This window comes from Marinobacter sp. EhC06 (assembly GCF_001650915.1).
In the GTDB taxonomy this organism is placed as follows: Bacteria; Pseudomonadota; Gammaproteobacteria; order Pseudomonadales; family Oleiphilaceae; genus Marinobacter.
In genome coordinates, this window is record NZ_LXYO01000036.1 from 64692 (window position 1) to 91066 (window position 26375).

At 60.3% G+C, this 26375-nt stretch carries 21 protein-coding genes; 11 read left to right on the forward strand and 10 right to left on the reverse strand.

What is annotated here, in order from left to right:
* Positions 1–8: 8 nt before the first annotated feature.
* The 4 genes from A8B84_RS19400 to A8B84_RS19415 form a co-directional block, all read right to left on the reverse strand.
* Positions 9–818 carry a uroporphyrinogen-III synthase gene (locus A8B84_RS19400; RefSeq protein WP_064228445.1) on the reverse strand — a complete coding sequence of 270 codons (810 nt, stop codon included), beginning with the start codon at positions 816–818 and terminating at the stop codon, positions 9–11.
* Complete coding sequence (gene hemC, locus A8B84_RS19405; RefSeq protein WP_064228444.1) at positions 799–1740, reverse strand: hydroxymethylbilane synthase; 942 nt, start codon at positions 1738–1740, stop codon at positions 799–801. Before hemC ends, A8B84_RS19400 begins: the two co-directional genes overlap by 20 nt.
* Before the next feature lie 93 nt (positions 1741–1833).
* Positions 1834–2583, reverse strand: a complete 750-nt coding sequence (locus A8B84_RS19410; protein ID WP_064228443.1) for a LytR/AlgR family response regulator transcription factor — start codon at positions 2581–2583, stop codon at positions 1834–1836.
* Positions 2584–2612: 29 nt separating this feature from the next.
* Positions 2613–3653: a sensor histidine kinase gene (locus A8B84_RS19415; protein WP_064228442.1), complete on the reverse strand. Its 1041-nt coding sequence runs from the start codon at positions 3651–3653 to the stop codon at positions 2613–2615.
* 119 nt (positions 3654–3772) lie between these two features.
* Between A8B84_RS19415 and argH the strand changes: the two genes are divergently transcribed.
* A complete protein-coding gene (gene argH / locus A8B84_RS19420; protein ID WP_064228441.1) occupies positions 3773–5182 on the forward strand; it encodes an argininosuccinate lyase in 1410 nt (469 codons plus the stop codon).
* Between the two features lie 28 nt (positions 5183–5210).
* Here the strand turns inward: argH and A8B84_RS19425 are convergent, their stop codons facing one another.
* The gene (locus A8B84_RS19425; protein WP_064228440.1) at positions 5211–7655 is read right to left on the reverse strand and encodes an EAL domain-containing protein; all 2445 of its coding nucleotides are present in this window, start codon (positions 7653–7655) and stop codon (positions 5211–5213) included.
* 109 nt (positions 7656–7764) lie between these two features.
* On the opposite strand from A8B84_RS19425, the gene A8B84_RS19430 reads away from it, so the two are divergent.
* The 7 genes from A8B84_RS19430 (at position 7765) to A8B84_RS19455 (ending at position 16343) form a co-directional block, all read left to right on the forward strand.
* The gene (locus A8B84_RS19430; protein ID WP_064228439.1) at positions 7765–10623 is read left to right on the forward strand and encodes a class I adenylate cyclase; all 2859 of its coding nucleotides are present in this window, start codon (positions 7765–7767) and stop codon (positions 10621–10623) included.
* A gap of 66 nt (positions 10624–10689) precedes the next feature.
* Positions 10690–10851 (forward strand): LPS translocon maturation chaperone LptM, encoded by a 162-nt coding sequence (gene lptM, locus A8B84_RS21395; protein ID WP_227512737.1) that lies wholly within the window; start codon positions 10690–10692, stop codon positions 10849–10851.
* Between the two features lie 41 nt (positions 10852–10892).
* On the forward strand, positions 10893–12143 hold the full coding sequence (gene lysA, locus A8B84_RS19435) for a diaminopimelate decarboxylase (protein ID WP_064228438.1): 1251 nt from the start codon (positions 10893–10895) through the stop codon (positions 12141–12143).
* A 14-nt stretch (positions 12144–12157) separates the two neighbouring features.
* Positions 12158–13072: a diaminopimelate epimerase gene (dapF, locus tag A8B84_RS19440; RefSeq protein WP_064228492.1), complete on the forward strand. Its 915-nt coding sequence runs from the start codon at positions 12158–12160 to the stop codon at positions 13070–13072.
* Positions 13073–13088: 16 nt separating this feature from the next.
* Positions 13089–13835: a DUF484 family protein gene (locus tag A8B84_RS19445; RefSeq protein ID WP_064228437.1), complete on the forward strand. Its 747-nt coding sequence runs from the start codon at positions 13089–13091 to the stop codon at positions 13833–13835.
* A 19-nt stretch (positions 13836–13854) separates the two neighbouring features.
* Positions 13855–14787, forward strand: a complete 933-nt coding sequence (xerC, locus tag A8B84_RS19450) for a tyrosine recombinase XerC (RefSeq protein ID WP_064228491.1) — start codon at positions 13855–13857, stop codon at positions 14785–14787.
* A 68-nt stretch (positions 14788–14855) separates the two neighbouring features.
* On the forward strand, positions 14856–16343 hold the full coding sequence (locus tag A8B84_RS19455) for a GGDEF domain-containing protein (protein WP_064228436.1): 1488 nt from the start codon (positions 14856–14858) through the stop codon (positions 16341–16343).
* Here A8B84_RS19455 and A8B84_RS19460 read toward each other — a convergent pair.
* Positions 16340–16573, reverse strand: coding sequence for a DUF2789 domain-containing protein (locus A8B84_RS19460; protein ID WP_064228490.1), 234 nt, complete (start codon positions 16571–16573; stop codon positions 16340–16342). The two genes, A8B84_RS19455 and A8B84_RS19460, sit on opposite strands and share 4 nt — an antisense overlap.
* 96 nt (positions 16574–16669) lie before the next feature.
* On the opposite strand from A8B84_RS19460, the gene A8B84_RS19465 reads away from it, so the two are divergent.
* Positions 16670–19471, forward strand: coding sequence for an ATP-binding protein (locus tag A8B84_RS19465; RefSeq protein ID WP_064228435.1), 2802 nt, complete (start codon positions 16670–16672; stop codon positions 19469–19471).
* A gap of 13 nt (positions 19472–19484) precedes the next feature.
* Here the strand turns inward: A8B84_RS19465 and A8B84_RS19470 are convergent, their stop codons facing one another.
* A complete protein-coding gene (locus A8B84_RS19470) occupies positions 19485–19850 on the reverse strand; it encodes a hypothetical protein (RefSeq protein WP_138103113.1) in 366 nt (121 codons plus the stop codon).
* 218 nt (positions 19851–20068) lie between these two features.
* Here A8B84_RS19470 and A8B84_RS19475 point away from each other — a divergent pair, with 218 nt between their 5' ends.
* Both A8B84_RS19475 and A8B84_RS19480 read left to right on the forward strand, forming a co-directional pair.
* Positions 20069–20674, forward strand: coding sequence for a hypothetical protein (locus A8B84_RS19475; protein ID WP_064228434.1), 606 nt, complete (start codon positions 20069–20071; stop codon positions 20672–20674).
* A 142-nt stretch (positions 20675–20816) separates the two neighbouring features.
* On the forward strand, positions 20817–22898 hold the full coding sequence (locus A8B84_RS19480; protein ID WP_413772187.1) for a patatin-like phospholipase family protein: 2082 nt from the start codon (positions 20817–20819) through the stop codon (positions 22896–22898).
* A gap of 6 nt (positions 22899–22904) precedes the next feature.
* On the opposite strand, the gene A8B84_RS19485 is transcribed toward A8B84_RS19480, so the two are convergent.
* The 3 genes from A8B84_RS19485 to A8B84_RS19495 all read right to left on the reverse strand — a co-directional run bounded on the left by A8B84_RS19485 (position 22905) and on the right by A8B84_RS19495 (position 26178).
* Complete coding sequence (locus A8B84_RS19485; RefSeq protein ID WP_064228432.1) at positions 22905–23582, reverse strand: GntR family transcriptional regulator; 678 nt, start codon at positions 23580–23582, stop codon at positions 22905–22907.
* Positions 23583–23665: 83 nt separating this feature from the next.
* Complete coding sequence (cls, locus tag A8B84_RS19490) at positions 23666–25096, reverse strand: cardiolipin synthase (RefSeq protein WP_064228431.1); 1431 nt, start codon at positions 25094–25096, stop codon at positions 23666–23668.
* The gene (locus tag A8B84_RS19495; RefSeq protein ID WP_064228430.1) at positions 25096–26178 is read right to left on the reverse strand and encodes an AraC family transcriptional regulator; all 1083 of its coding nucleotides are present in this window, start codon (positions 26176–26178) and stop codon (positions 25096–25098) included. The genes cls and A8B84_RS19495 overlap by 1 nt, the downstream gene beginning before the upstream one ends.
* Positions 26179–26375 lie beyond the last annotated feature (197 nt).

Here is a 26375-nt window from a genome sequence, read left to right on the forward strand (position 1 = left end):
GGGCGTCCTTACTTGGCTTTTCCGGAGCCACCGTCCCGGCCGGCAAGTTGCGCTGCAACCGTGGCCACGATGTCGTTATCGGCAAGGCTTCCTGGTATACACGGATTTCGGAATCCCGCTGCCCGGGCCTGTTCGGCAACCCGATCTGCGGGAACAATCAATAACCTATCGTATAGATTATGGCTGCTATTCGCACATAGTGCGATGAGATTGTTCAAGGTTTCTCCAGACAGGGCGACGATGGCCTCCGGAGCAAAGGTGTCAAGGGTGGCCCGGATCTGCTCCGGAGAGTGGTCCGGGCGGAAGCGGCGATACAGGGGCAGGAGGGTGACCCGGGCGCCACGGGATTCGAGGGTTTCCCGGATCAGTTCGCGCCCGGTTTCACCACGGGCGAGCAGAACCCTTTCTCCTTGCAGGTTTTGCAATGACGGCAGCGCCAGGAGCGCCTCGCTGGTCCAGCCTTCGGGCGGCCTGCGTGGGCTCAGGCCGTGTTCGGCAAGCACTGCCGCCGTGCCGGCGCCAACCCCATACCAGCGGATACCCATGGGAATCTGGGGCCACCAGGTGTCCACCTCTTCCAGCAGAAGGCGGGCGGCAAACGGGCTGACCGCGATCACATGGGAAAATTCATCCAGGCTCAGGATAAGAGTCCGCCGCTCGGGTGTTTCCGGCAGAGGTTCCCGGTCAATCAGTGACAGGATACGTACATCGGCGCCGGCTGAGCGAAACCGGCTGGCGAGCCGGGAGGCCTCGGGTTCGGGCCGGCAGATCAGAATCCGCCGGCCGTTCAGATCGGGCTCAGGTGGGTGTGTGGCCATAGATTTCAGCCAGCACCTTGTCGGCTCCGAGAGCCAGCAGATCCTCGGCCAGTTCCCGGCCCAGGCGTTCGCCTTCGGCCCTTGGCGCACGGCCTTCCACCCGGAAGATCTGGGTGCCATCCACGGCGCCCACAAGGCCCCGAAGCCAGATTGTATCGTCGTCCTCAAGAAGCGCGTACGCCGCGATTGGCACCTGACAACCGCCCTCCAGGCGACGGTTTAGAGCCCGTTCGGCGGTGACGCGATCCCAGGTGTCTTTGTGCTTCAGGGGTTCAAGCATGGCTAGCAGATCCTGGTCATCGACCCGGCATTCAATGCCCAGGGCGCCCTGGCCGACAGCCGGCAGCGAGACGGTGTCTGGCAGGCAGTAGCGGATGCGCTCGTGAAAGCCCAGACGCTTCAGGCCCGAACTGGCCAGTACGATGGCGTCATATTCGCCGGCATCAAGCTTGGCCAGCCGGGTGTTGACGTTGCCACGCAGCACGCGAATCTCCAGGTCCGGGCGATAGGCCCGAAGCTGGGCCTCCCGGCGCAGGCTGGCAGTGCCGACCACGGCACCGTGGGGCAGGGCGTCAACGTTGTCGTAGTGATTGCTGACGAAGGCGTCGGTCGGGTCTTCCCGCTCGCAGATAGCCACCAGCCCCAACCCTTCCGGAAACTCCATGGGCACGTCTTTCATGGAGTGCACTGCCAGGTCGGCCCGGCCGTCCAGCATGGCTTCTTCCAGTTCCTTGACGAACAGGCCCTTGCCGCCGATTTTGGCCAGGGGCACGTCCAGGATCTTGTCACCCTGGGTCTTGATCTTGACCAGTTCCACGGTGATGTTGTCGTGCAGCCTTTCCAGTTCGGCCTTGATGAATTCCGCCTGCCACAGCGCCAGTGCGCTGCTGCGGGTTGCAATGCGAAGGGTACGTTTGGACATGACACTCACTGTCGGTTCGAAAAAATGTCCGCCAAGGTTACCTTGTAGCGGCAGAAAAGTCCCGCGGCTACCACCTTTGGGAGCGCTATGGATTCAGCCTGGCTGATGCTCCTGAAGCCACTGCCGCACGTTGCTGGCATGGCGGCGGCTGACCGGGAGCTCGCCCTGTCCATCCCGGAGCAATACCAGATTGTGACCATCCGGCGTCCGTTTCAGTGCCTGGATAAAGCGTACACCTACCAGCGTGTTTCGATGGATTCGCAGCAGGATGCTCGGGTAACTGTTTTCCAGCTCCTTGAGGGTATAGTCACACACGGTCTCACCCCGGGCATGGTGGATGGTGACGTATTTCTGATCCGCCTCGCAGTAGAGGATTTCCGACAGATCGATCAGCTCGGTGCCCCGGTGGGTGCGCACCGCCAGCTGCTCCTGGCTCTGGCCGGCCTGGCCATTCAGCGCCTGCAACTGCACCCGGTTGACCCTGCCGGCCCGGGCCAGGGCATCTGCCAATGCCTCTTTGCGAACCGGTTTGAGCAGATAGGCGATGGCCTGAACGTCGAACGCCTGGATGGCGTAATGGTCGTAGGCGGTGCAGAAAATCAGGGCGGGCGGATTGGCCAGCTGGCTCAGGCGGCTGGCAGCCTCCATCCCGTCCATGCCCGGCATCCGTATGTCCAGCAGCAGAATGTCCGGCTCAAGGTCCGCCACCTGTTTCAGCGTGCTGTCGCCGTCCACGGCCTCACCACAGGCCTGGTACCCCGGTAACGCCTCCACCAGTCGACGGATACGTTCCCGGGCAAGGGGTTCGTCATCTGCGATCAGGACGCTGCGGGTATCAGTCATGGTTTGTCTCGATTCTCTTTTTTCGGGATTCACTTCTTACGGGGTTTCTGTTCGCCAGCCTTTTGCCGCGGCAACCTCAGGGTAACGGTATACACATCGTTCTGATGGCTGTGTTTCAACACCGCCGGTTCGCCGAACAGCGCCCGAAGCCGGGACTGTATGTTGGCAAGCGCCATACGGTTGCCCTCGTGTTGCTGGTTATTCTGGTCCGGCTTCGGGTTCTGTACCAGCAGGTAGACAAACTCGCCTTTGGCCTGGGCCTCGATCCGCACGGTGCCGCCGTCCGGGCGGGGCTGAATGCCGTGGTAGATGGCATTCTCCACCAGGGGCTGCAACGTGAGCGGTGGGATAGCCTGTTGCTCGAGGCCCTCCTCAATCTGCCACTCCAGCTTCAGACGGTCGCCCAGACGCAGTGCCTCGATGGCAAGGTAGCGTTGGCAAAGTGCCAGTTCCCTGGACAGCGGGATCAGCTGATCGCCGGTGCGAAGGCTGGCGCGAAACAGTTCCGACAGATCCAGCACGGCCTCTTCCGCCCGTTCCGGGTTGACCGCAATCAGGCTGGCGATGGTGTTCATGCTGTTGAACAGGAAGTGGGGCTGTATGCGAGCCTGAAGCGATGCCAGGTGCGCCTGCATTTCCGCCTCCCGCTGCTGTTGCCACTGGTGTTGCAGGTAAAAATAGCGCAGCACCATGAGCACGATCAGCAACGCCAGCAGCATTTTCTTGGCCACGCCCTGCCAGACAGCCACGCCGTCCTGGGGGTGCAGTACGCTGTCGGCAAACAGGCTGAACGCCAGCACATCCAGCAGCACAATGGCGACAATGGTGGTCGTTGCACCGGAGACGGACATCCGCGCAAGCCTGGCTCGCAAAAGGCAGATCAGGGCGGCACTGGTCAGGGTGGTCCACTGCACGAACAGCGACAGCAGTCCGAAGTAATTCCAGTCGATCCAGCCACGGTCCGCCTGCACGATGGCGAGCACCAGAACCAGTAGTTCACTGGTCACCAGCAACAGGAACACGGCCCTCACCCGGCACAGGTCCGGAACGAAGAACTCGCTCTCTGTCACACCTTTGTCCCCGTTACGGGGTGTCTCCTTTACCCGGGTCAGAATGGTATACTCCCGCCACGTTCAATGTACCCAGTTCCCGCCAGATGATGCCGGGCTGTCAGCAGGAAAGATAGACCATGACGGATCAGAAAAAGTCTGACCAGACCACAAGCTCTGAAAAACCCTGGGGCGGACGCTTCAGCGAACCTACCGATGCCTTTGTTGAAAAATTTACCGCATCCGTGGGATTTGACCAGCGCCTGTACCATCACGACATCACCGGCTCCATCGCCCATGCCACTATGCTGGCGGAGGTTGGCGTGCTCACCACCGAGGAGCGGGACCAGATCATCGAAGGCCTGAAAGGGGTCAAGGCGGACATCGAGGCCGGCAATTTCCAGTGGTCTGTCAGCCTTGAAGACGTGCACATGAACATTGAGGCGCGCCTGACCGACCGTATCGGGATCACCGGCAAGAAACTGCACACCGGCCGTAGCCGCAATGACCAGGTGGCCACGGATATCCGTCTGTACCTGCGGGACGAAATCGATGTCATTGCCGAGGAACTGAAGCGCCTGCAAGCGGGCCTGCTGGATCTGGCCGAGCGCGAGGCGGATACCATCATGCCCGGCTTCACCCATCTGCAGACCGCCCAGCCGGTCACCTTCGGGCACCACCTGCTGGCCTGGTACGAAATGCTGGTACGGGATGCCGAGCGCCTGCAGGATTGCCGCAAGCGGGTCAACGTGATGCCCCTGGGCGCAGCGGCCCTGGCTGGCACCACCTATCCCATCGATCGGGCGATGACCGCCAGGCTGCTGGGCTTCGACCGGGCCAGCGAGAACAGCCTGGACTCAGTCAGCGACCGGGACTTTGCCATTGAGTTCTGCAGCTTTGGGGCGCTGCTGATGACGCATCTGTCACGGTTCAGCGAGGAACTGGTGCTCTGGACCTCTGCCCAGTTCGATTTCATTGATCTGCCGGATCGCTTCTGCACGGGCTCGTCCATCATGCCGCAGAAAAAGAATCCGGATGTGCCGGAGTTGGTGCGGGGCAAGACCGGTCGCGTCAACGGCCACCTGATCAGCCTGCTGACCCTGATGAAGAGCCAGCCGCTGGCCTACAACAAGGACAACCAGGAAGACAAGGAACCACTGTTCGACACGGTCGATACCATCAAGGGCTGTCTGAAAGCCTACGCCGACATGATTCCGGCCATTCGCTCCAAGGCCGACAACATGCGGGTGGCGGCCAAGCGCGGTTTCTCCACCGCCACCGATCTGGCAGATTACCTGGTGAAGAAAGGCGTGCCTTTCCGGGATGCCCATGAAATCGTTGGCAAGTCAGTGGCGTTTGGTGTGGCTGAAGGGCGTGACCTGTCTGATATGACCCTGGAAGAGCTGCAGCAGTTCTCCGATCACATTGGCGCTGATGTCTTTGACGTGTTGACCCTGGAAGGCTCTGTCCAGGCCCGGGATCACCTCGGTGGTACAGCGCCGGACCAGGTGCGCGCGGCTGTTGGCCGGGCGCGCAGTCAGTTGGGCTGACCCATTCCGCGTTTGCGGGGCGGGTCCGCTAGCCGCCGATCCGTCCCGTGGTCAGATCCACTGCCGCGGGGGTGAGCTCGTCCAGCGGTTGCGGCCGGAATAGCCGGTAACCCTGGCCGTAATGAATGCCCAGGGTCCGGACCTTGCGCAGGGCGTCGTCGTTCTCGATAAACGTGGCCACGGTGACCTTGCCGGCGGCCTCGGCAATCCGGTGCAGGGCTTCAAGCATCACCTGCTGCACCGGGTCCTCCTCCAGTTGCTGAACCATTCTCCGATCCAGTTTGATGATATCCACTGGTAACCTCGCCGCCAGGCTGTAGCTTTCCACCGACGCACCGGCGCCGTCCAGGGCGACGCGGAAGCCCGCCCGATGCAGCGCATCGCACAGCACGGCCACGTCATCGGGATACTGGGTGGCATGGGCTTCGCGAATTTCCAGGCAGAAACAGCCAGGGTCGAAAGCTGATTTACTCAGCACCTCGGCCATAAAATCAGCGAAGGTATCATCCAGAACGCTGGCCAGAGACAGGTTGAAACCGCAGTACTTCAATCGTGGTTCCAGCAACGGCTGGTTGCCGAGCCAGTCCAGGGTTTGTCGGATCACCTGGCGATCCAGCCGTTTGGCCAGGTCGAATCGCTCCGCGATGGGCAGGAAGTCGTCGGGCTTCAGTGCCGCTTCATTATCTGCAGTCGTCGGAATTCGGCAGAGGATTTCAATGTGGTCGCCCCATGTAGGGCTGGCCACCGGTCGCATCGCCTGATATTCGAGAATCAGGTTGTGATTGTCCAGCGCTTCGCGGATTTGCTCGACCCGTTTGCTGACGGTTGATTCGTCGGTCTGGTGGGCAATGGCCCTGGCGGCGTGGACCCGGTTTCGGCCAGACGTCTTGGCGGTATGGCACAGGTCGGCCGCCTGGCTCAGAAGCTGTTCCGGATCTCCGGGAGTGTCGCTGTCCAGGATCAGAAGGCCTCCGGAAGCGGTGGTCTGGAGCCTGTGTCCCTGCCAGTCGAAGACAAAGTCGCCGATCAGATTGAGGGTTTCCTGGGCAATCTTGCGGGCCCGAGCTTCCGGGCAGTTCTCTATCAGCAGTGCAAAGGTGTCGCCGGCAAGTCGGGCCAGGGCGTCGCGCTGGCGAACCCGCACGCCCAGGTTGCCGGCCAGTTCCCGCAGATAGCGGTCGCAGGTGCCGCTGCCAGCCAGGTCGTTAAAGCGCTCGAATTCATCAAGATCCAGATAGAGCAGGCTGTCACAGGATTCCCGATGGGTTTTCTGTTCCAGGGTTCTGAGTACGCGGGCGATGAATGCCTTGCGGTTCATCAGGCCGGTAACCGGATCGTGACGTATCCGGTATTCCTCGCTTGAGGCGTGGTTCAGCCTTGGTTCAATGCGACGGGCAACGTGCACGGCGCCGGTGACTTCGCCCTGCTCGTTGGACAGGCGCTGGTAGTGGAATTCATGCACGGGAAGTTCCCTGGACTGCTGGGCCATGGGCATTTCAACCACGAAACTGTCTCGTTCAAAGGCCCGGTGCCAGAGACGCTCCATCAATCTGCGTTCGTTCGGGAACTCCTGTAGAAGGTCGCTCAGGTTGTCGCCTGCTTCGGGCTGCCGGCCGAAGGTTTCGGAAAACTGCCTGGCCCAGGCGGCATTGAAATGGAGCAGGTTAAACGAAGCATCGACGGCGACAACCAGGTCAGAAGTGGCGCTGGTGGTGGCTGCGAGCATGGCAAAGGCATGCTGGCGAGCCCTTTCGAGTTGCATGTCGGCAGTCCGGTCTACCAGGGTGCCTCCGAGCCGGGGAATTCTGCCCGCCTGCTTCAGCGCCCGACAACTGAGAGTCACCCGCCGCTGGTTCTGCCGTGAGGTGACGATATCAAGATCGAGGGAAAACGCCTCCCCCGTGCGGAGGCAGCGCCGGAACATGGCACGAACCCTCGCCTGGCCAGTCTGGCAGTAGAATAGCGCCTGCTCCGGGGTGATGTCGGCACCGGGTCTCAGTTCCAGAAGCTGGAACATACCCTCGGTCCAGGTCATTTCATTGGTTCGGGTATCCAGTTCCCAGATCCCGAAACCGGCACTGCTCTCGGCTCCCCGCAAAAGCCGCGAATCTCTGGTGGAACTGTCGCACAGGGTTATCGTGGCGCTGGCGGCCTTGTCGGAATCCCGCATGTCGAGCCTCAGGCTCAGGCAGGCGGTGTAGAAAAAACCCTCCTTGTGCCGGAAGGTCACCAGAACATTCTGGCCCCGTTCAATCCGGTGGCGGTTTGCGGGTGCGAAGGGGTCATCCTGGCGGGATGCCAGGACCCGGTGTACCGGCTGTCCCTCCAGTTCGCTGGCATCGTAGCCGAGCACTGCCTCGGCCTGGTGGTCGGCGAACAGTACCTTGCCTTCATCGTCGATGCGTAAAACGGTCTGGCGCTCGGATGCGGGCGACTGTTCCGAACGGTAGCGGCGGATGATGAATTCTTTCACAGCGGGTGAGCCTCGCGTGTTCTCCAGCTTTTATTTTTCTAAAGGTTTTGCCACGATGCCGACATCATACTCATACTGATGCTGAAAAGAACCTCTCTGCGGAGCTGCCTTGACCGCCCACGTTGCCCCGATTTCCCTCGACTTTGAGGAGGGAATTGATCGTAAGACCCTCCGTCGTCTGAGGGACCGGTTTCTACTGGTCAATCAGCAGCGCTGGGACCGCGCTCATTCGGCGTTGTCCTATCGCCAGCAGATGGTGCTGGAAGTTCTGCCCCTGGTGTTTCATCTCAACCATCCGGCATTGCCCGGTTACCTGGACAGCGATTGCCCCTATGGCCTGAGTAATTACAAGCCGTCGCCCGCCACGATCAATGCGGCCCGGCGGCTGGCCCGGACCTTCTCATTGAAGGATGAAGGCAAACGCAAGCCGGATCTGGACGCCATGTTCCTGATGGGCAGTCCCGGAACCCTCGGTCACTCCGTGGCCAGTGATCTTGATGTCTGGCTTTGCCACCGGCGCGATTTGCCGGAGCGGGGAATCGGCTGTCTCGAGCGCAAGGCTGCCAAGCTGACTCGCTGGGCGGAATCCTTTGGTGTGGAACTTCACGTTTTCGTCTTCTGCGCCTCGGACTGGCGGGCCGGCCGGCAGCGTGCCGAGGTAACAGGCGAGAACTGTGGCAGTGCCCAGCACTTCCTGTTGCTGGATGAGTTCTACCGGACCAGCATCCATCTGGCCGGCGCCTGGCCCATGTGGTGGCTGATTCCCCCAGAGCAGGAGGCAAACTACGACGACTGCATGCGCAAGTTGGTGGATTTCCGGTTTGTGCGTGCCGAGGATTACATCGATTTTGGCCCGGTTCCGACGATCCCCGAGGAAGAATTTCTCGGTGCCGGTGTCTGGCAGTTGTACAAGGGCATTGATGCGCCCTGGAAGTCCATTCTTAAACTGCTTCTGATTGAATGTTATGCCCGGACCACCGGTGAGCCCTTGCTGTCCAGCGAGTTCAAACGGGCCGTGTTCCGGGGAGAGACCGATGCCGACAGCCTCGACCCTTACGTCATGCTTTATGGTCGTCTCGAAGGTTGGCTTGCCGGTCCGGAAGTGGCTTCGAGACTGGATCTGATCCGCCGGAGCCTGTATCTGAAAGCCGGTTTGCCACTCACCCGGTCCGAGGTCTCAGGGGAGCAGTGGCGCGCTCGTCTTCTGCGCCAGATGGTGACTCGCTGGGGCTGGTCCGAGTGCATTCTGGCCGAGCTGGACGAGCGCCAGCGGTGGCGGGCAGAGGATGTCGTCACCCTGCGCCGAACCATTGTCAACGAACTGACACATGGTTACCGGTTGCTGTCAAAAATGGCCAGGGAACATGGCCAGCGGGCGGCCATCAGCGCCAACGATATCAACCTGCTGGGCCGCAAGCTCTATGCGGCTTTCCAACGCAAGGCTGGCAAGATTGAGCAGATCAATCCGGGGCTGGCGCCGTCGCTGGCTGAGGAAAATCTGGCATTTCATCATCAGTCAGAGCAGGGCGGCGACTCCGACGGCTGGCTGCTTTACCGGGACCTCGAAGACCCGGCGGACGCTTTCTGGCAGCCGGTTATCCGTCGCTCCGGCAATCTGGCGGAACTGATGGTCTGGTGCTACTGCAATGGCCTGCTGACCCGCTCGACAAGACTGAACGTGCGTTCCGGCACCAGTATTGCCTCGGTCAGCGAATTGCGGGAAATGCTGGACGCCCTGTCCGCGTTCCTGCCATTTCCGGTTCCGCCTGCGGAACGGGAAGCGTTGTCCCGGGGTGTCCGGCCACTGAGAAATCTGCTTCTGGTCAACGTGGGCGTCGATCCCCAGGCGCATCTGACGGAAAAGGGGCTTCACAAGCTCAGTTCCCGACACGATTCGCTGGGATTCAGTGGTGGCCGGGAGAACCTGGTGATCAGCATCGACCAGATTACCTTCAACAGCTGGCACGAGGTGAGCCTGCAGCACTACGCCGCCGGCGACACCCTGATCCAATGCCTGAAGAATGTCCTCGCCTCGGTGGCAGCAAACCCTGCTGAACTTCCCGGCGTTCAGGTGCATTGCCACAACCGCGGCCATGGCTCGGCCATTGCCCGCCGGGTTCAGGAGCTGTTTGCCGATGTGCTTCGACCCTTTTTTGCCGGCGGTACTGGCCCGCATCCGCTGCGCTATGTAATCGAGATGGATCGCCGCTACTTCCTGCTCCAGTTCAACGGCCTTGAGCCTGGTTTTGTTGCCTTGGAGAGCTTCGAGGCGCTGATGGAATATCTGGCAATGCCCCAGGAGCGTTACCTGCCGGTGGTATTCGATCGCTACGCGCTGCAGGAGGAGCCGGCCTTGCGGGCGGTTTGCCTGGCCAGCGAGCCGGATAACATCCAGGTTTTCTACCGTATTCTGGGCGACCAGGCCCGGCTCTGGGTGGTTGACGAATTGGGCTCGTTGTTCAGTTGGGAGCAGGCGGTGACCAGCCGTCGGCACTTGCTGGTGCCGGTACTGCGGTTTCTCGATAACCTGATTGAACGGCGGTTGCTGCGCCACACTGATTCGGCCGGCGTGGTAGCGGGCGTTCAGTGTTACGAGATTGTCCGGCGCGACGGCACCTGGCGCGCCGAATACCGGCCGGAATCGGATTCGGGTGTACCCCTACCCGGGTTTGAGGTGCAGGCCGTGGGCATCCATGAGGGCGACAGCCGTCTGCGCTTCGATATCTTCTGCGGTGACCAGGAATTCAGCGTCCAGGAGTATGGTGACCAGCTGATTCCGGCGGTGGCCCATTACATCCGGTCACTGCGCCAGAGTGACGAGGTTTACCCGGTGTATCTGACCGACATCCATCTGCCCCACGACCTCGATCCCCGCGTGTATCAGCAGGATATCCAGACCAGTCAATACCTGTATTACCGGTCTGTGCTGGAGGATTCCCTTAACCGGCACCTTGCAAGGACGCGCTGACCTCGCGGCCCGGGGCGGGTGTCAGGTATACTGCGCCCATAGTGAACTCAGGGGTAGGTAGCCAATATGCGAGCGTGGACTCTGTCGATCGTGACGTTGATGCTGGCTCTGGTTGTGAGCGGTTGCGGTCAGAAAGGTCCGTTGTACCGTGACAGTCAGGCCGCTTCGATAACGTCCGGGCCGGATTCGGCCCAGGAACAGCCCGATCGCGAAGAAACCCGCGACTAGCGCCATGGCCTCCCGGCCCCGTTAAACGAATCAGGAAACTCATGGATCATTTCAACTACCGCGACGGCGAGCTGTACGCCGAGGATATCCCTGTCTCTGCCATTGCTGATCGCTTTGGCACACCGGCCTACGTGTATTCGCGCGCCACGCTTGAGCGGCATTACCGGGCCTATGATGACGCCCTTCGGGATCACCCGCATCTGGTGTGCTACGCCGTAAAAGCCAACAGCAATCTTGCGGTGCTGAACGTTCTTGCGCGGCTTGGTGCCGGCTTTGATATTGTGTCAGCCGGTGAGCTGGAGCGGGTGTTGCGAGCAGGTGGCGATCCGTCGCGGGTGGTCTTCTCCGGCGTTGGCAAGCAGGAGTGGGAAATGAAGCGGGCCCTCGAAGTGGGCGTTCGCTGCTTTAATGTCGAATCCGACACCGAACTGGACAGGCTCAATGCTGTGGCGGGAGCACTCGGCGTAAAGGCGCCGATCTCTCTGCGGGTGAACCCGGATGTTGATGCCGGTACCCATCCCTATATTTCCACGGGTCTGAAAGAGAACAAGTTCGGGATTGATATTGCCGAAGCGCCGCAGGTCTATGCCCGTGCGGCAGGTATGCCGAATCTCGACGTAAAGGGTGTGGATTGTCACATCGGCTCACAGCTGACGAGCGTGTCCCCGTTCCTCGACGCCCTGGACCGGGTGCTGGCCCTGATTGATTCCCTGGCGGACCAGGGCATCCACATCCATCACCTGGATATGGGCGGTGGCCTGGGTGTCACCTACAACCAGGAACAGCCACCGCAGCCGTCGGATTATGTCAAGGCGCTGGCCGAACGGCTCGGTGACCGGAAGCTGGAATTGATTCTTGAGCCAGGCCGTTCCATCGCCGCTAATGCCGGCATTCTGCTGACCAGGGTCGAGTTCCTGAAGTGCACCGAACACCGGAATTTTGCCATCATTGATGCCGCGATGAATGATTTGATCCGGCCGGCCCTGTACAGCGCCTGGCAGGCGATTATCCCGGTCAAGCCGCATCAGGATGGTGAGGAAAAGGCCTGGGACCTGGTGGGCCCGGTCTGTGAAACCGGTGACTTCCTGGGCAAGGACCGGCACCTGCGTCTTAAGGCCGGGGATCTGCTGGCGGTTCGCTCCGCCGGTGCCTACGGCTTTGTTATGAGCTCCAATTACAACACGCGGAACCGGCCGCCGGAACTGATGGTCGATGGTGACCAGGTGCATGTGGTTCGCCGCCGTGAAACTCTCGAAGACCAGCTCGCACCCGAGAGCTGCCTTCCGGAATGAGCGGGGGCGAGGAGATGACACAGCAACGCCGGAGTCAGGGCCCCATGCTTCGATTTACCAAGATGCACGGGCTGGGTAACGATTTCATGGTGGTGGATGCCATCAGTCAGCCGTTCCGTCTGCGACCAGAGATGATTCGGGAACTGGCCAACCGGAATTTCGGGATTGGCTTCGACCAGCTGCTGGTGGTGGAGCCGCCCGGGCTGCCGGATGTGGATTTCCGTTACCGCATTTTTAACGCGGACGGCTCCGAGGTGGAGCAGTGCGGCAATGGTGCCCGTTGCTTTGCCCGATTCGTCCGTGATCAGCGTCTGACCAACAAGAAAGTGATCCGGGTTCAGACCGCGAAGGGTGTGATTGAGCTTCGTGTGGGGCGCGAAGGGATGGTCATGGTCAACATGGGTGTGCCCGAGTTCAATCCACCGGCAATTCCTTTTGCCGCCGACCGGCGCAAGGATGTCTACACCGTGGATGTGGACGGCCAGACAGTGGAACTGAGCGCCCTGTCCATGGGCAACCCCCACGGCGTGTTGCTGGTTGAGGACGTGGACCAGGCACCGGTGGAAACGCTGGGGCCCAAGCTTGAGCGACACCCGCGATTCCCGTCCCGGGCCAATATCGGGTTTTTGCAGATCCTTGATCGTACTCATGCGCGCCTCCGGGTGTTTGAGCGGGGCTCCGGTGAAACTCTGGCCTGCGGTAGCGGCGCCTGTGCTGCCGTTGTAGTTGGCTGCTTGCGGGGCTTGCTGGATTCCCGCGTGGAGGTCGAGCTGCGAGGTGGCAAGCTGGTCATCGAATGGCAGGGTGAAGGGACCCCTGTTATGATGGAAGGGCCTGCAACCAGCGTATTTGAGGGGCAGTTAAGGCTGCCAGGTGAAGCTGGTGGTCGCCGCCGCAGAAGCGGTCGCCCCCATAAACAAAGATCCTGACAGCCAGGAGTACTCCATGACAGAACAAACGGCCCGCCAGAAGGCCGGTGAGCTCACCCGGGAAGAGGTGGCAGACTACCTGCGAGCCAACCCCGATTTCTTTGTCGACCAGGATGAGCTGCTACGCAGTCTGACCCTGCCCCATGACAGTGGCCGGGCTATTTCCCTTGTGGAGCGCCAGGTACATCTTTTCCGGGAGCAACGTGACACCCTGCGCCGGGAATTGGTAGAGCTGGTGTCCATCGCCCGCCACAACGACCGGTTGTTCGAGAAGAGCAAGCGGCTGTTGATGCAGGTGATTGAAGCCCGGACCCTCAACGACATGGCCGCAGCCATTGATGACAGCATCCGTGGTGATTTCGGTCTCGACGCCGCCTCCGTGCTGTTGTTCACCGATGTCGAGCTGCCCGAAGCCTCCCAGGGCGCGCTGCATGTGGTGAGCCCATCCGTGGCCCGAGAGCGGCTCGGTAGTCTGCTGGAAGGCGAGAGGGCTGTGTGTGGCCAGTTCCGTGAAAGCGAGCGTGAGTTCCTGTTCCCGGACCGAGAAGAACCGATTGCCTCCGTGGCGCTGGTGCCGCTGAGGCATGATGAGCTGGTGGGCGTGTTTGCGGTCGGCAGCTGCCAGCCGGGCTATTTTGACCAGAGCATGGGGTCGCTTTTTCTGAGCTACATCAGCGATACCCTCAGCCGCCTGCTGCCCCCGATGGTGCAGCGCCACACCACGGCTGCCCCGGTCACCGATATGGCGACGGAGTCCCGCTAGAGTGTCGGAGGTTCCGGCGGTGCCCCATGAGCTTTCCGGGCCGCTGACGGATTTTATCCGGCACCTGGCCTCCGAAAAACGCCATTCCCCCAGAACCTGCGACAGCTACCAGCGCGACCTGCTGCGTCTGGCGAGCTGGCTTACCCTGTCTGGCTTTACCGCTTGGCAGCGGGTGACCAATCATGATTTGCGCCGCTATGTGGCGACTCTCAGTCGGGAGGGCCTGTCAGGGCGAAGCATTGCCCGGCATCTCTCCGCGACCCGTCGGTTCTACCAGTTCCTGCTCAGGGAGAAGCTGGCCTCGGATAATCCGGCGTTGGATATCCGTGCCCCGAAGAGTGGTCGTCGTTTACCTCGAGTGGCGGACGTGGACCAACTGAATCAACTGCTTGATGGCCAGCCGGATGATCCCCTGGAAGTCCGCGATCTATGCATGTTCGAGCTGATGTACTCCTCGGGGTTGCGCCTGGCGGAGCTGGCGAGTCTGGATCTGGATACCGTCGATCTGCGCGGCGGTGAAGTCCGTGTGCTGGGTAAAGGCGGTAAGGAACGGCTGCTGCCGGTAGGGCGCAAGGCGATTGCGGCCATTGAGGAGTGGCTGCGACACAGGGTCGCGCTGGCCAATGAGGGTGAAAACGCACTGTTTGTCAGCCAGAGGGGCGAGAGGCTCAGCCACCGCAGTATCCAGGCCCGCCTAAGCCGCTGGGGCATCAGCCGCGGTGCCGACCAGAAACTCCATCCACACCTGCTGCGACACTCCTTTGCCAGCCACATGCTTGAATCCAGTGGCGACCTGCGGGCCGTACAAGAGTTATTAGGGCACGCCGACATTGCCACAACCCAGGTCTATACTCATCTTGATTTTCAACATTTAGCTCGTGTTTATGACCAGAGTCACCCCAGGGCGCGTCGCGATAAGTATCATGGTAAGACCGGCGACAAGAATGCCTGATGCCGTCAACGGGCGGGCAAGACATTTGCGATCTTCAACATTACAGCAAGGGTAAGCGGGAGCATTCCATGGCATCGGATCAGTCCTGGAAGGAAAAGTACCTTCAGGAGCTCGAGTCTGCAGATAACAGGGAGAAGCAGTGGAAGGCGGAACGGAACACCCTTGAACGCATGCTGGTGCGCACCAGCCTTGCATCCGAAGGCCAGACCCCGGAACTGGACCGTCTGTTGGCGCGAATCCGCAAGGATCTGAGAAAGAACCGGGTGGATGTAGACGCCTGGAAGGAATTGCAGGACCAGATTGATCGCCAGGTGGCCCTTCTCGACGAACGCCAGTCCTCCAATGACAGGAAACCTTCCTTTTTCTCCCGAAAATCGCGGGAGCCAGAGCAGCAGCAACAGCAACAGCAGCAGACTATTACAGAATCTCTGCCCGAGAGCACCGAGCAGCCAGAGGCTGTCCCGGGCAATGATCAGGATATCGAGGACAATGCCCAACGGCTGCGTATTGCCCGCCGGGTAGGCCAGCTATTGGGGCAAATGCTTGCCCAGGTTTCCCTGGAGCCCGCAGCCGAGGCCCGTGCACGGTCGCTTCAGCAATCCCTGCTGGCCAGTAATGACTGGGACGAATTGCGGGAAGGGCTGAACCATGTGGCCGAACTGGTTATAGCCGCGGTAACCCGCAGCAAGCGTGAATTCGAAGACTTTCTGAAGCGACTGGATGAACGGCTGGAGCTGTTGCGAGAGCATTTCTCGGCCCAGTCGTCGGCCCAGTCCGGGCGGCTCCACGCATCTGAGGATCTCGACCGGGAAATACGTGAGGAAATTGAACGTGTCGGGCAGCGGCTGCAGGAGAGCGACAATCTGCAGGACCTCAAACAGTCGGTCAGTCGTCACCTTGAATCCATCGGTCAGGCGGTCGGCCGCTTCCGGACCCAGGAATCGGAACGTGAACGTGCGCTCTCCGAGCAGCTTGAGGCGATGCAGGAGAAAGTGGCGGCCATGGAGGCTCATTCCGAACAGATGCAGGAACAGGTCCGCAAGGAACGATTGCGCGCCATGACCGATCTGCTTACCGAGTTGCCCAATCGCGAAGCCTGGCAGGAGCGCCTTTCATTCGAGTACAACCGCTGGCAACGCTACAGCCATCCTCTGACCGTGGGCGTGCTGGATATCGATCTGTTCAAACGGATCAACGACTGCTACGGCCACAAGGCCGGCGACAGGGTACTGCAACTGGTTGCGAAAGAATTCAGGGAACGCTTGCGCACCACCGATTTCGTGGCCCGGTTTGGCGGTGAGGAATTCGTGGTGCTGTTCCCGGAAACCGAGCCTGAAGACGCCCGCACGGTGGTGGAGAAATTGCGTGAGCACGTCGGCAAACTGCCCTTCCACTTTCGCGGAGAGCCGGTCACCGTGACCTTTTCTGCCGGGCTGGCAGGCTTTGTTGTCGGCGACACTGAAGAGTCGGTGTTTGATCGGGCAGACCGGGCCCTTTATCAGGCAAAGGACGCGGGCCGCGATCAGGTTGTTATCAGCGACAATGCCACCGCTTAGTGACGCATCATCGCATCCAGCTCATCAATGATTTCCGCCCAGTCGCTGTCTTCCTCCAGGCCTTCTTCCAGGAAGTGAGACTGGCTTTCGGACCAGATGGGAGCATCCTGGATGGCAACCTCGCTTGGCAGGGGCGAGTACCTGGCGACAAAATCCTCAATGCTCTTGGCGTCGGACGCCAGGCCTAGTTGCTCGAACAGAGTACTGAGGGTGTGTTTGCTGGTGTCCATGGACATTCGTCTCCCGTTGGCCGTTTGCCTGAATGAAATCAATGGCGTTTGCAGGTATTGTTCCCTGAAATGTAGCGGAACCCTTAAGGATATCCAGTGAAGGTTACCCTTGCCTTTGTACTATGCTGCCTGTTGGCGCTGTTTCAATCCCCCCTGCGGGCGGAACCGCCGCAAGTATCGCCGGCACCGGTGCTTGGCAAGCAGGAACTGAGCTGGTTGGAAGACCAGGACCGCTTTCGCATTGGACTTCGCAGTGATCAGGTGCCGCTGGTTTTTGATACCGGTAATGGCGTTCTTGCCGGGACTTACATTGACTACCTCGCACGGCTCTCAGACAAGCTGGGAGTTACCATGGAGCCCGTTGTCCTGGAAACAGGACGCGAAAGTGGCCCGGTTCAGAGCGAGCTGGCGACCGATGCAGTTCTCACCACGCGGATGCCCGGCATGCCGGTAGTTCCCGGTAAACGCTTTACTGACCCCCTGATGTCCCTCACCTACGGTCTGTTCGTGAGTGCCGGCGATGCTGCCATTCGTACTCTGGCCGATCTGGAAGGCAACCGGATTGCCGTGATCGCCGGTGATCCCAATCAGTACCCCATGCTCGACCCGGTGGAGGAGTTCACGCCGGTGCCGGTGAGCAACGTCAGCGAAGCCGTCGGACAGATACTCTCGGGGCAGGCCGATGCATTTCTCGCGCCGGTTCCGGTTGTTTCCGATTATCTGCAGTCGGCCATGGTGAACGGCATCGGGCTGTCGGTCCTGCTGGACAGCAACCCGGTGGATGTCGTGTTACAGGTGGACGCTGACAACGATCGACTGTTCCAGGTGCTGAACAAGTCCATTGCCGCGATCAGTCATAACGAACATCGCACTATCCGCCAGTCCTGGCTGCAGGCAGACCAGCCAGCCATGGAGCGAAGCGGGCTGGAGCTGTCGGCATCGGACATCGAGTGGCTCAAGCAACACCCGAACCCCAAGGTTGCCTTCCGCTCGGATTGGCCGCCGTTTGAATATACCCAGGATGGTCGGCCTACGGGCCTTATTCCGGACCTGCTTACCCGGCTCGAGGCCCAGTTGAATGTCCGGTTTACCCGGACGGTGGCAGGGAGTCGGATGGATGCTGAAGAGCAGCTCCGATCCGGTGAGGTTGATATATTGCCGGGATTGTCACGGACACCTCGCACGGAAGAGGCCTTTCTGTTCACGCGGGCCTATCTGACCGTTCCCATTGCTCTTGCCATACGGGATGACGGGCGTTTTATTGGCGACCTCCGCGAGCTCCGCAGTGAGCGGGTGGGAGTGGTGAACCGACACGCGGCCCATGATTACCTGCTGATTAATCATCCGAATCTGGACCTGTACCCCATGGAGACCGTGGAGGAGGGGCTTCTGGCGCTATCCAATGGCGATCTGGATGTCATGGTTACCCACATCCCGGCGGTCAGTTACACCGTGGCCCGGCTGGGTCTTTCCAACCTCCGTATTACCAGTATCACCCCGTACCAATACGATCTGCGGCTGGCGGTACGCAAGGACAGTCCGGAGCTGCATCGGGTATTGAACAAGGCATTGGGCAGCCTCGAGGCCAGCGAGACAGAGTCGATCTACAACCGCTGGATCCATCTGGATATCGAGCAGGAAACCGATTACACGGTGGTGCGTCGGGTGGTGTTGATTGCCATTCTGGTGGTGCTGATCTTTCTGTACTGGAACCGGAAACTGTCCCGGGAGGTGGATGAGCGCATTCGTTCCGAGAATGCCCTGCGCCGGAGCGAGGACGAATTGCGCGCCGCCAAACTGGAGGCCGAACGTCTTGCCCGCGAAGCCGAGGCGGCCAGCCTGGCCAAGAGTGAGTTCCTGGCCAACATGTCCCATGAAATCCGGACCCCGATGAATGCGGTGATCGGCTACAGTGATCTGCTCAGCAACAGCGTTACCGATCCACAGCAGCGGAACTATCTGGATGCAATCCGGGCTGGAAGCCGAAGCCTGCTGATGCTGATCAATGACATTCTGGACCTGTCCCGCATCGAAGCCGGAAAGATGAGGCTCGACTATTCTGCAGTGTCTGTACGTCGCCTCCTGGACGATGTTCGCCACATCTTTGACCTGCGGGCCCGTGAGCAGGGCATCACTCTGGAAGTGAGTGTCGACTCACGTATGCCCGCCGCCATGATGCTGGATGAGACCCGGCTTCGGCAGGTCCTGTTCAACCTGGTGGGCAATGCCATCAAATTCACCCATGACGGTGGTGTGACGGTTCGGGCCACCGCTAAGCCGCTCAAGAAACGATCCGATAACGCGGAACAGAGCACAGAGGCGCCGGAGCGCCAGTATTACAAATTGGTTGTCACGGTCAGAGATAGTGGCATCGGAATCCCGCAGGATCAGGTGGAGCGGATCTTTGATGCCTTCGAGCAGCAGGAGGGCCAGAACACCCGCCGTTATGGTGGTACCGGGCTCGGATTGGCCATCAGCCGGAAACTGGCCCGGATGATGGGCGGCGAACTGGAAGTGGAGAGTGAGCCGGGTACAGGTTCGGTGTTTACGGTGACGCTGCCTCGGGTAGAGGCCACGGTGGAGCAGGCGGATGACGAGGGAGCGCCGAAGGAATCAGAACGGCTGCTGGCCCAGACCCTCAGCATGCAGGAACGGGGCTGGCTCAGGGAGCAGCTGGCGGCGGACTTCGGTGATGAGTGGGAGACCGTAAGAGAGAGCGGCGATCCGGAACAGATGAAGGACTTTGCGCGCCGGGTGCTGGCCTGGGGCCAGCGGTTCCGCTCCCGGTCCGTGACACGCTACGGGGAAAAGCTGCTTGCTGATGTCGAGGCGTTCAACCTGGATGCTGTCAACAGCACCCTTGAGGCGTTCCCGAAACTGCTCGGCCGTGAAGAGTGAGGAATCGGGTGCCTCAGAGGCAATCGAACTGCGAGCGGCGGTCGAAAGCGACCGAGACCATGTCGTAGCCGGAATCCGACAGCTGCCGGATCAGTTCGCGGTCTTTCAGCAGGGTCATGCAGACCTTGTGCACGCTTGCCTGAAGCTGTTCCGATTCCATCTGATTCGAGGCCAGGCGGAAATCCACAATCAGGTACTTGCGGTCGACCGCGGCGCTGGCAGGAATATCCTGCCGTTCAACGCTCTCGTAACCGATATAGGTCGCCTGGGCCGCCGGAAACACCTGGCTCATGAGTACGTCGAGGTTTTCACCATGGGCAAAAGGCGCCGACAGCAACAGGGCCGCGACCGCGATGTGAAGCGAAGGTTTGATAATCATTGGAGGCCACTCCCTGGTGACAATCCGGTTAATCTGTAACCAAGTGTAAAGTTTGGTTACCGTTGATTATTGCAGAGTCTGTCGCATTTTGCGTGATATGTGACATTAATTTTTCAATTGTTTGCACTCTCGATACAGTGGCGGGTGGGGTTTCGGGCTCCCGGTGCGCGACTCGATCAACTATGATGTAAGAAAGACGGACGTTAAGAGGAAAACGCATGTTTCAGCTTGTCTTTAAAGGGGAATGCGTTCCCGGAACGGATCTGGAAACCGCGCGCAATAACGCCCGCACCCTGTTCAAGGCCTCTCTCGACCAGGTAGACCGTATGTTCAGTGGTCAGCCGGTGGTTATTCGTAACAAGCTGGAAGAGGTACAGGCGGAAAAGTACCGGGCGGTGCTGAAAAAGCACGGCATGGTGGCTTATGTCCAGCCCATGGGCGAAGCCCGGCCTGCTGCCGGTGCTGCAGCTCAGCCCAGGCCTTCGGCCCCGGCAAACCAGCCGCGTCAGCAGCCGGAGCCCGCTAGCCGCCCCGCGGAGGAGAAACGGAGTGAGGTTCCCGAGACCGAGCCCGGCGATCGTCTTCCGGTGGCAGGCGACAAGGTGGACACCATTCTCTCAGGTTCTGGTCTTAGTCTGGATCCGGTCGGCGTCACCCTGGCAGAGAAGACCGAAGTGGAACCCCCAATGTTCCAGCATCTGGAGGAGTGGAGCCTGGCTCCGCCCGGCAGTGATCTGGGTGTGGAGCGTGACCTGCCGCCGCCGGTGATACCCGATGTGTCCCACCTCTCGCTGGCGGACGACGACTCCTCCGAGCGGAAATGAGCCAGTTGTGAATCAGCGCAACCGTTGGGCCTGGATTGCGCCCTGGCTGCTGACCCCAATCCTGTTTCTTCTGGCGCCTTTGGCTCCGGCTGAGGAGCGCCCCCGGGTGGGGCTGGTTCTCAGTGGTGGTGGCGCCAAGGGTATGGCCCATGTTGGCGTGCTGAGGGTGCTGGAGGAAATGCGGATTCCGGTTGACCTGGTGGTGGGAACCAGCGCTGGTTCCGCGGTTGGTGCCCTGTACGCCAGCGGTATGCCGGTCAGTGATATCGAGCAGCGTTTTATTGAAATGGACTGGCTTTCCAGCTTTCGCGATGACCCCGGCCGGGTCTACAAGCCGGTTCGGCGAAAGCAGGAAGACTGGCGGTTTCCGGTGGTTCCGGGAATCGGTGTTCGCGCCGATGGCCTGCATGTCGGCGGCGGGCTGATTGCCGGCCAGAATCTTGGTTTCATCCTCAATGAACTGACCCGTAACGCCGCTCTGGTTGAAGACTTCGACCGGCTTCCCATTCCCTTCCGGGCCGTTGCCACGGATCTTGAGACTGGTGAGCAGGTGGTGATCGGTGACGGTAACCTGTCCGAGGCCATTCGGGCCAGCATGAGCATTCCCGGCGTGTATGCGCCGGCAGAACGCGATGGCCAGTTACTGGTGGATGGTGGCGTCGCCAATAACCTGCCAATCAGCGTTGCCCGGGAATTGGGCGCGGAGGTTATTATCGCCATAGATATTACCGACAGCCTGATGCAGACCGACGAACTGCGAGGTGCGTTTTCCGTGGTCGGTCAGCTCACAACCATCATGACCAGAAGAAACACCGATCAACAGCTGGATCTGCTCGCAGAGCGCGATGTCCTGATACGCCCGGATCTGGAAGGCTACACTTCCGCCGATTTCTACGATGCTCCGGTACTGTTTGAGCTGGGCGCCAGTTCCGCCAGGGAACACGGTGTCGAGCTGCGTCCACTCTCGGTGTCCAGAAAGGCGTGGGCGGCCTGGCGGGACCGTGTGGCAACACGGGACGCGGGCGCAGACATCATTTCACGCATCGAGATCGAAGACAGTCGTCGGCTGGCCCGCGACTTCCTCAAAGAGCGAATCCGACAGAGAACTGGCGAGCCTCTGAATACCGAGCAGCTGGAGGCCGATCTTAAACGAATCTATGGCCTCGGCTACTACGAAATCGTGTCGTATTCGACGGCGTCGTCGGCTGAAGGTACGGTCCTCATCATTCGCGTTCAGGAGAAAAGCTGGGGGCCGAACTACCTGTCTTTCGGACTCAATTATGAGGACAACTTCGACGGGGAAACCCGTTTTAATCTGGCGTCAGCTCTTCGCATGACCGAGTTGAACGAGCTGGGTGGGGAGTGGCAGACCGGTGTTCAGCTTGGCACCGAACCCTGGCTGCGCAGCCAGTGGTACCAGCCTCTGGATTACGGTTACGAGCGCTTCCTGGTGCTGGGTGGCGAATATTCCAGGGATACCTTCAGCCAGTTTGATGCCTCGGGCACGCGCATTGCGGAGGTGGACGTGACCTTCCGAAAAGCGGATCTGGCACTGGGTATGGAAATTGGCGGCAATGCCGAGATCCGCCTGATCTATGCCCGGGGCTATGCCACGGTGGATGAGCAGATCGGCCAGCCGATGGCCCCTGAAGGTTCCGTGCATCAGGGTGGCATAGCCCTGCAACTGGTTCATGACTCGCTGGATGATACGTTTTTCCCTCGCGCGGGTGGTTTTGCCGGTCTCCGGGGGCGCTTCGAGCGTGAGGGGTTGGGGTCAGACCGGGAGTTTGATTCGGTCACCGGCCTGGCGCTGGGTACTGAGAGCTGGAAGGGCCTGACGTTGACCGGGCTGGTGTATGCCCATGCCGTAACGAAGGGCACGCCAGGTATTGAAAATGCGGTCCGCCTGGGCGGTTTTCGCCGGTTGTCGGCTTACGCCCCGGGTGAAATTACCGGAGACAACGCCTTGATGGTCTCGGCCTACGCCAGCCAGAGCTTCGGTGGACCACTGCTGCCCTGGTTTGTGGGCGCCGGGTTCGAGGCGGGTAATGCCTGGCCTTCGCTGGATGCGGCCAGTTGGGACAGCTCGGTGAAATCCTCCAGTGTGTTCGCGGGCGTGGATACCTTCCTGGGCCCGGTTCAACTGGCCGCAGCCTACAACAACGAGGATAACTGGACGGCCTACCTAAATATCGGTTTTTCGTTCACTCAGCTCTTCTACTGAGGGCCCTCAAGCCGTCTTGTTGCCGGTCTTTTCAATGGCTGCAAGAACCTGCTGACATTGTTGCAGGGCATAGCGGTGCAGTATCTCTGCCAGCCGGTCTTCATCCCGATCCTTGATGGCGCTGATGGATTGCTCCATGTGCGACAGGTTGTCTTCGAGCACCTGGTTGCCTCCCTGTTGGAAAGCGACAAACGCACAGCGCTTCGCCGACGGCCAGAGATCATCAATGGCCGAGACAATGAAATAGTTATCGGCATAGGCCAGCGACGCCTTGGTGTACTCGATCCCCAGTTCCAGAAAGGCCATCAGATCGTTCTTCTGGTAGCAGGCCTGCATCTGGTCATAGAGGTTTTCCAGCCTGGCCATATCATCAGGCTGCCAGTTACGCACCAGCTTGCGCCCGGTATGGGTGAGGTAAAGTTCCAGGGTTTCGTAAAGGCTGCGGACGAAGTAGTCATCCAGCGGGGTCACGAACGCACCTTTACGGGGAACGTTACGAACCAGATGCCGCTTCTCCAACAGCAGCAGCCCTTCCCGGATGGATCCGTGGCTGACGTCCATCTGCTTGGCCATAGCGCCCTCATAGATCCGTTCTCCGGACCGGAGCTGGCCAAAGGCAATCAGGTTCTCGATGTGGCGGGCGACCTGTTCGGTCAGTGTTTCTCTGGGTTTGAAGGCATTCATGGTGATCTGTCGCTACTGCATACTGGCTGAATCGTGTAGGCATAGTCGCACATCGGGTATTTCTCGGCCAGTGGCCTTGCATTCTACAGCAACGGTGCCAGCAGCCGGACCGCACGGCAAGCCAGGCGGAACAGGATCGAGCGGTCCTTGTAGTCGCTTTCGGTCATCAGGCGGGAGCTGTCCAGATCCTGTTCCAGCATGGATTCCACGCTGCGGATGAAATGCGGTGCTGTAGTAATGGCGGTGATCTCGAAATTCAGTCGCATCGAGCGGTTGTCCATATTGGCCGTTCCTACTGCTGCATACCGATCATCCACCAGGATCACTTTCTGGTGCATGAAGCCTGGCTGGTAGCGATAGATACCAATCCCGGTCTTGCAGGCCTGGACCAGGTAGGAGTAAGCCGCCAGGCCGATCAGGCGGCTGTCTGATTTCTCCGGAATCAGGATCCTCACGTCGATCCCCCGAAGGGCCGCCAGCTGCAGCGCATTCATGATCTGGAAGTCAGGCACGAAGTAGGGCGAGGCGATCCAGAGCCGGGATCGGGCGTTGTTGATGCAGTTCAGGAAGAACAGGGTGCAGGTTTCCCAGGTGTCGGCCGGCCCCGTCGGCAGCATCAGCACCTCGTCGTCCCCGGGCTGGTTGTCGGATGGCTTCCAGTCGAGGCTGGGAAAATCGTTACTGGCCCAGTTCCAGTCCTCCAGCCAGGCCAGCTGCAAGCCGGTTACTGCCGGGCCTTCAATCCGGCAATGGGTGTCGCGCCAGGGTTCCTGGTCCATGGCGGTGCCCAGGTATTCGTCCCCCAGATTGATACCGCCCACAAAGCCGACTTTACCGTCGCAGACCAGCAGCTTGCGGTGGTTCCGGAAATTGATCTGGAACCGCCGCCTGCGGATGTTGCCGTCGCCAAACGAGGCCACGCGGGCGCCGGCGGCGGCTAGCTGCTTCAGGTAGTTCCGCGGCAGCCAGACGCTGCCGATGTCGTCGTACAGGAACCAGACTTCCACACCCTGGGCCAGCTTGCGTTCGAGAATAGACTTTATCCGGCGGCCAACCCGATCGGAACGCACGATGTAGAATTCCAGCAGGATGTAGTGCTCGGCATCTTCCATGGCCTCGAACAAGGCCTCGAACGTGGCCTCACCATCCCTGAGCAAGGTACATCGGTTGCCATCGGTAAACGGCTGGCGTCCCAGCCGGCACAGCACCTGTAGCTCGTCCGTAAAGCGGTCGCTGGTCGGGATCGGTATGGAGGTAGTCTGCTGTTCGAACCGGTTCAGCAGATTGGTCAGGGATTCGTCTCCAAGGCGCCGGGCTTTTACGTAGCCGCCGAAACGATAACGCCCGAACAGGACGAACATGGGCACTGCAATATAGGGCAGCGCGATCAGGCCTATAATCCAGGCGATGGCGCCCTGGGTGGTGCGGTAGGTCAGCAAAATGCGGTAGACGCAGGCGAATGCGCCGAGATAAATAGCGCCAACCGCAATCGCAACCAGAGACAGGTCGTCCATCATTGCTCTCCGTCGCCGGCGCCCGGCCTCTGGTGATCTGCCTCTGAGGTTGCCAGCTGCCGCGCGCGGTACTCGGCCGGCGAGGTGCCGGTCCAGCGCTTGAACGCCCGGCTGAAGGCGCTCAGCTCTGAAAAGCCAAGCAGGAAGGCTATCTCGCCGAGGGCGTACTGGTCTGCGGCGACATACCTGAGTGCCTTGTCCTGGCGTACCTGCTCCACCAGGCCATGAAAGCTGAGGCCCTCCTTTTTGAGCTTTCGGTAAAGCGTCTGGCGGCTCATGTGGCATTGGCGGGCCAGGGTGTCAGCATCAATTTTCTCGGTTGCCATCTGCTTTGAAATCAATCGGCGAATCTTGCGACCGAAAGAGCGCCGGGTCTGCAGCCTTGCCAGGAGCGAGTTGACCTGCTTCAGCACTGCTGAATAGACATAGGGGTTGCGGCGGGGAATCGGATGTCCCAGATGCCGGCTGCTGAATGCCAGGCGGGTAATGCCACAGTCGAATCGGACCGGGCCACCGAGGAGTTTTTCATACTCGTCCGCATACACGGGGGCGGGGTGCGCAATCTCCACCCATTCCGCCCGGATCCCCGGGTGGATGAAGTGCCGGGTGCGGGTGATGGACGCAGCGAGGGTCCGGTCCATATCCTGCCGGCAGTAGTGTTCGGCCCGGTCCGGCTGCCAGCAAAGGATGGCCTGGTCGGCGGTCTGCTCGAAGCTCAGGAATACCGACTCGTTGATCAGCCGGTGCAGGCGCACATATTGGGTAACCGCCTCGCCCAGCGTATCGCAGTTGAAGAACACGTGCCCGACCAGCCCCATTCGCTCCGGGTCCACGACCTGACCGGCATGCAGCCCGACACCCGGGTCGCCGGTAACAAGCTCGGCGTGCTCCCAGAGCCGGTAATGGGCATCCGCGGGTACGCGACGGTCCGGGTCGGTGAGTTCCGACATTGCCAGCCCGGTCAGCTGCTCAACGCGTGGTGCATTGAGCACGCCCTGGCGCTCAAGGTAGTGGACCAGTGCCAGCGTGCTGGAGGCAGCGACCAGGGGAGCGCTGGTGGATTCTGGTTGGGCAGATGTCACGTTGATAGTTAACGACCTGTCATAATGACTGATACAAAATGTCAAGTGTATGCAACCGCCTGTCAACGGTCACCCGTGGCTTTAACGATAGCATCAGGTTATCAGGTTGAAGCAATGGAAAAGCAATCAGGAGGTGTTTTATGGAACAGGAAATTTTCGTACCCCATACCGAGCTTGAGCGTCAAAACGTGATTGAG

What these genes read in the sequence shown, in the direction of transcription:
- A8B84_RS19400 (WP_064228445.1), bottom strand. Translation starts at nt 818, where the DNA reads ATGGCCACACACCCACCTGAGCCCGATCTGAACGGCCGGCGGATTCTG.
- hemC (WP_064228444.1), bottom strand. Translation starts at nt 1,740, where the DNA reads ATGTCCAAACGTACCCTTCGCATTGCAACCCGCAGCAGCGCACTGGCG.
- A8B84_RS19410 (WP_064228443.1), bottom strand. Translation starts at nt 2,583, where the DNA reads ATGACTGATACCCGCAGCGTCCTGATCGCAGATGACGAACCCCTTGCC.
- argH (WP_064228441.1), top strand. Translation starts at nt 3,773, where the DNA reads ATGACGGATCAGAAAAAGTCTGACCAGACCACAAGCTCTGAAAAACCC.
- lptM (WP_227512737.1), top strand. Translation starts at nt 10,690, where the DNA reads ATGCGAGCGTGGACTCTGTCGATCGTGACGTTGATGCTGGCTCTGGTT.
- lysA (WP_064228438.1), top strand. Translation starts at nt 10,893, where the DNA reads ATGGATCATTTCAACTACCGCGACGGCGAGCTGTACGCCGAGGATATC.
- dapF (WP_064228492.1), top strand. Translation starts at nt 12,158, where the DNA reads ATGACACAGCAACGCCGGAGTCAGGGCCCCATGCTTCGATTTACCAAG.
- A8B84_RS19445 (WP_064228437.1), top strand. Translation starts at nt 13,089, where the DNA reads ATGACAGAACAAACGGCCCGCCAGAAGGCCGGTGAGCTCACCCGGGAA.
- A8B84_RS19455 (WP_064228436.1), top strand. Translation starts at nt 14,856, where the DNA reads ATGGCATCGGATCAGTCCTGGAAGGAAAAGTACCTTCAGGAGCTCGAG.
- A8B84_RS19460 (WP_064228490.1), bottom strand. Translation starts at nt 16,573, where the DNA reads ATGGACACCAGCAAACACACCCTCAGTACTCTGTTCGAGCAACTAGGC.
- A8B84_RS19470 (WP_138103113.1), bottom strand. Translation starts at nt 19,850, where the DNA reads ATGATTATCAAACCTTCGCTTCACATCGCGGTCGCGGCCCTGTTGCTG.
- A8B84_RS19475 (WP_064228434.1), top strand. Translation starts at nt 20,069, where the DNA reads ATGTTTCAGCTTGTCTTTAAAGGGGAATGCGTTCCCGGAACGGATCTG.
- A8B84_RS19480 (WP_413772187.1), top strand. Translation starts at nt 20,817, where the DNA reads ATGGCCCATGTTGGCGTGCTGAGGGTGCTGGAGGAAATGCGGATTCCG.
- A8B84_RS19485 (WP_064228432.1), bottom strand. Translation starts at nt 23,582, where the DNA reads ATGAATGCCTTCAAACCCAGAGAAACACTGACCGAACAGGTCGCCCGC.
- cls (WP_064228431.1), bottom strand. Translation starts at nt 25,096, where the DNA reads ATGGACGACCTGTCTCTGGTTGCGATTGCGGTTGGCGCTATTTATCTC.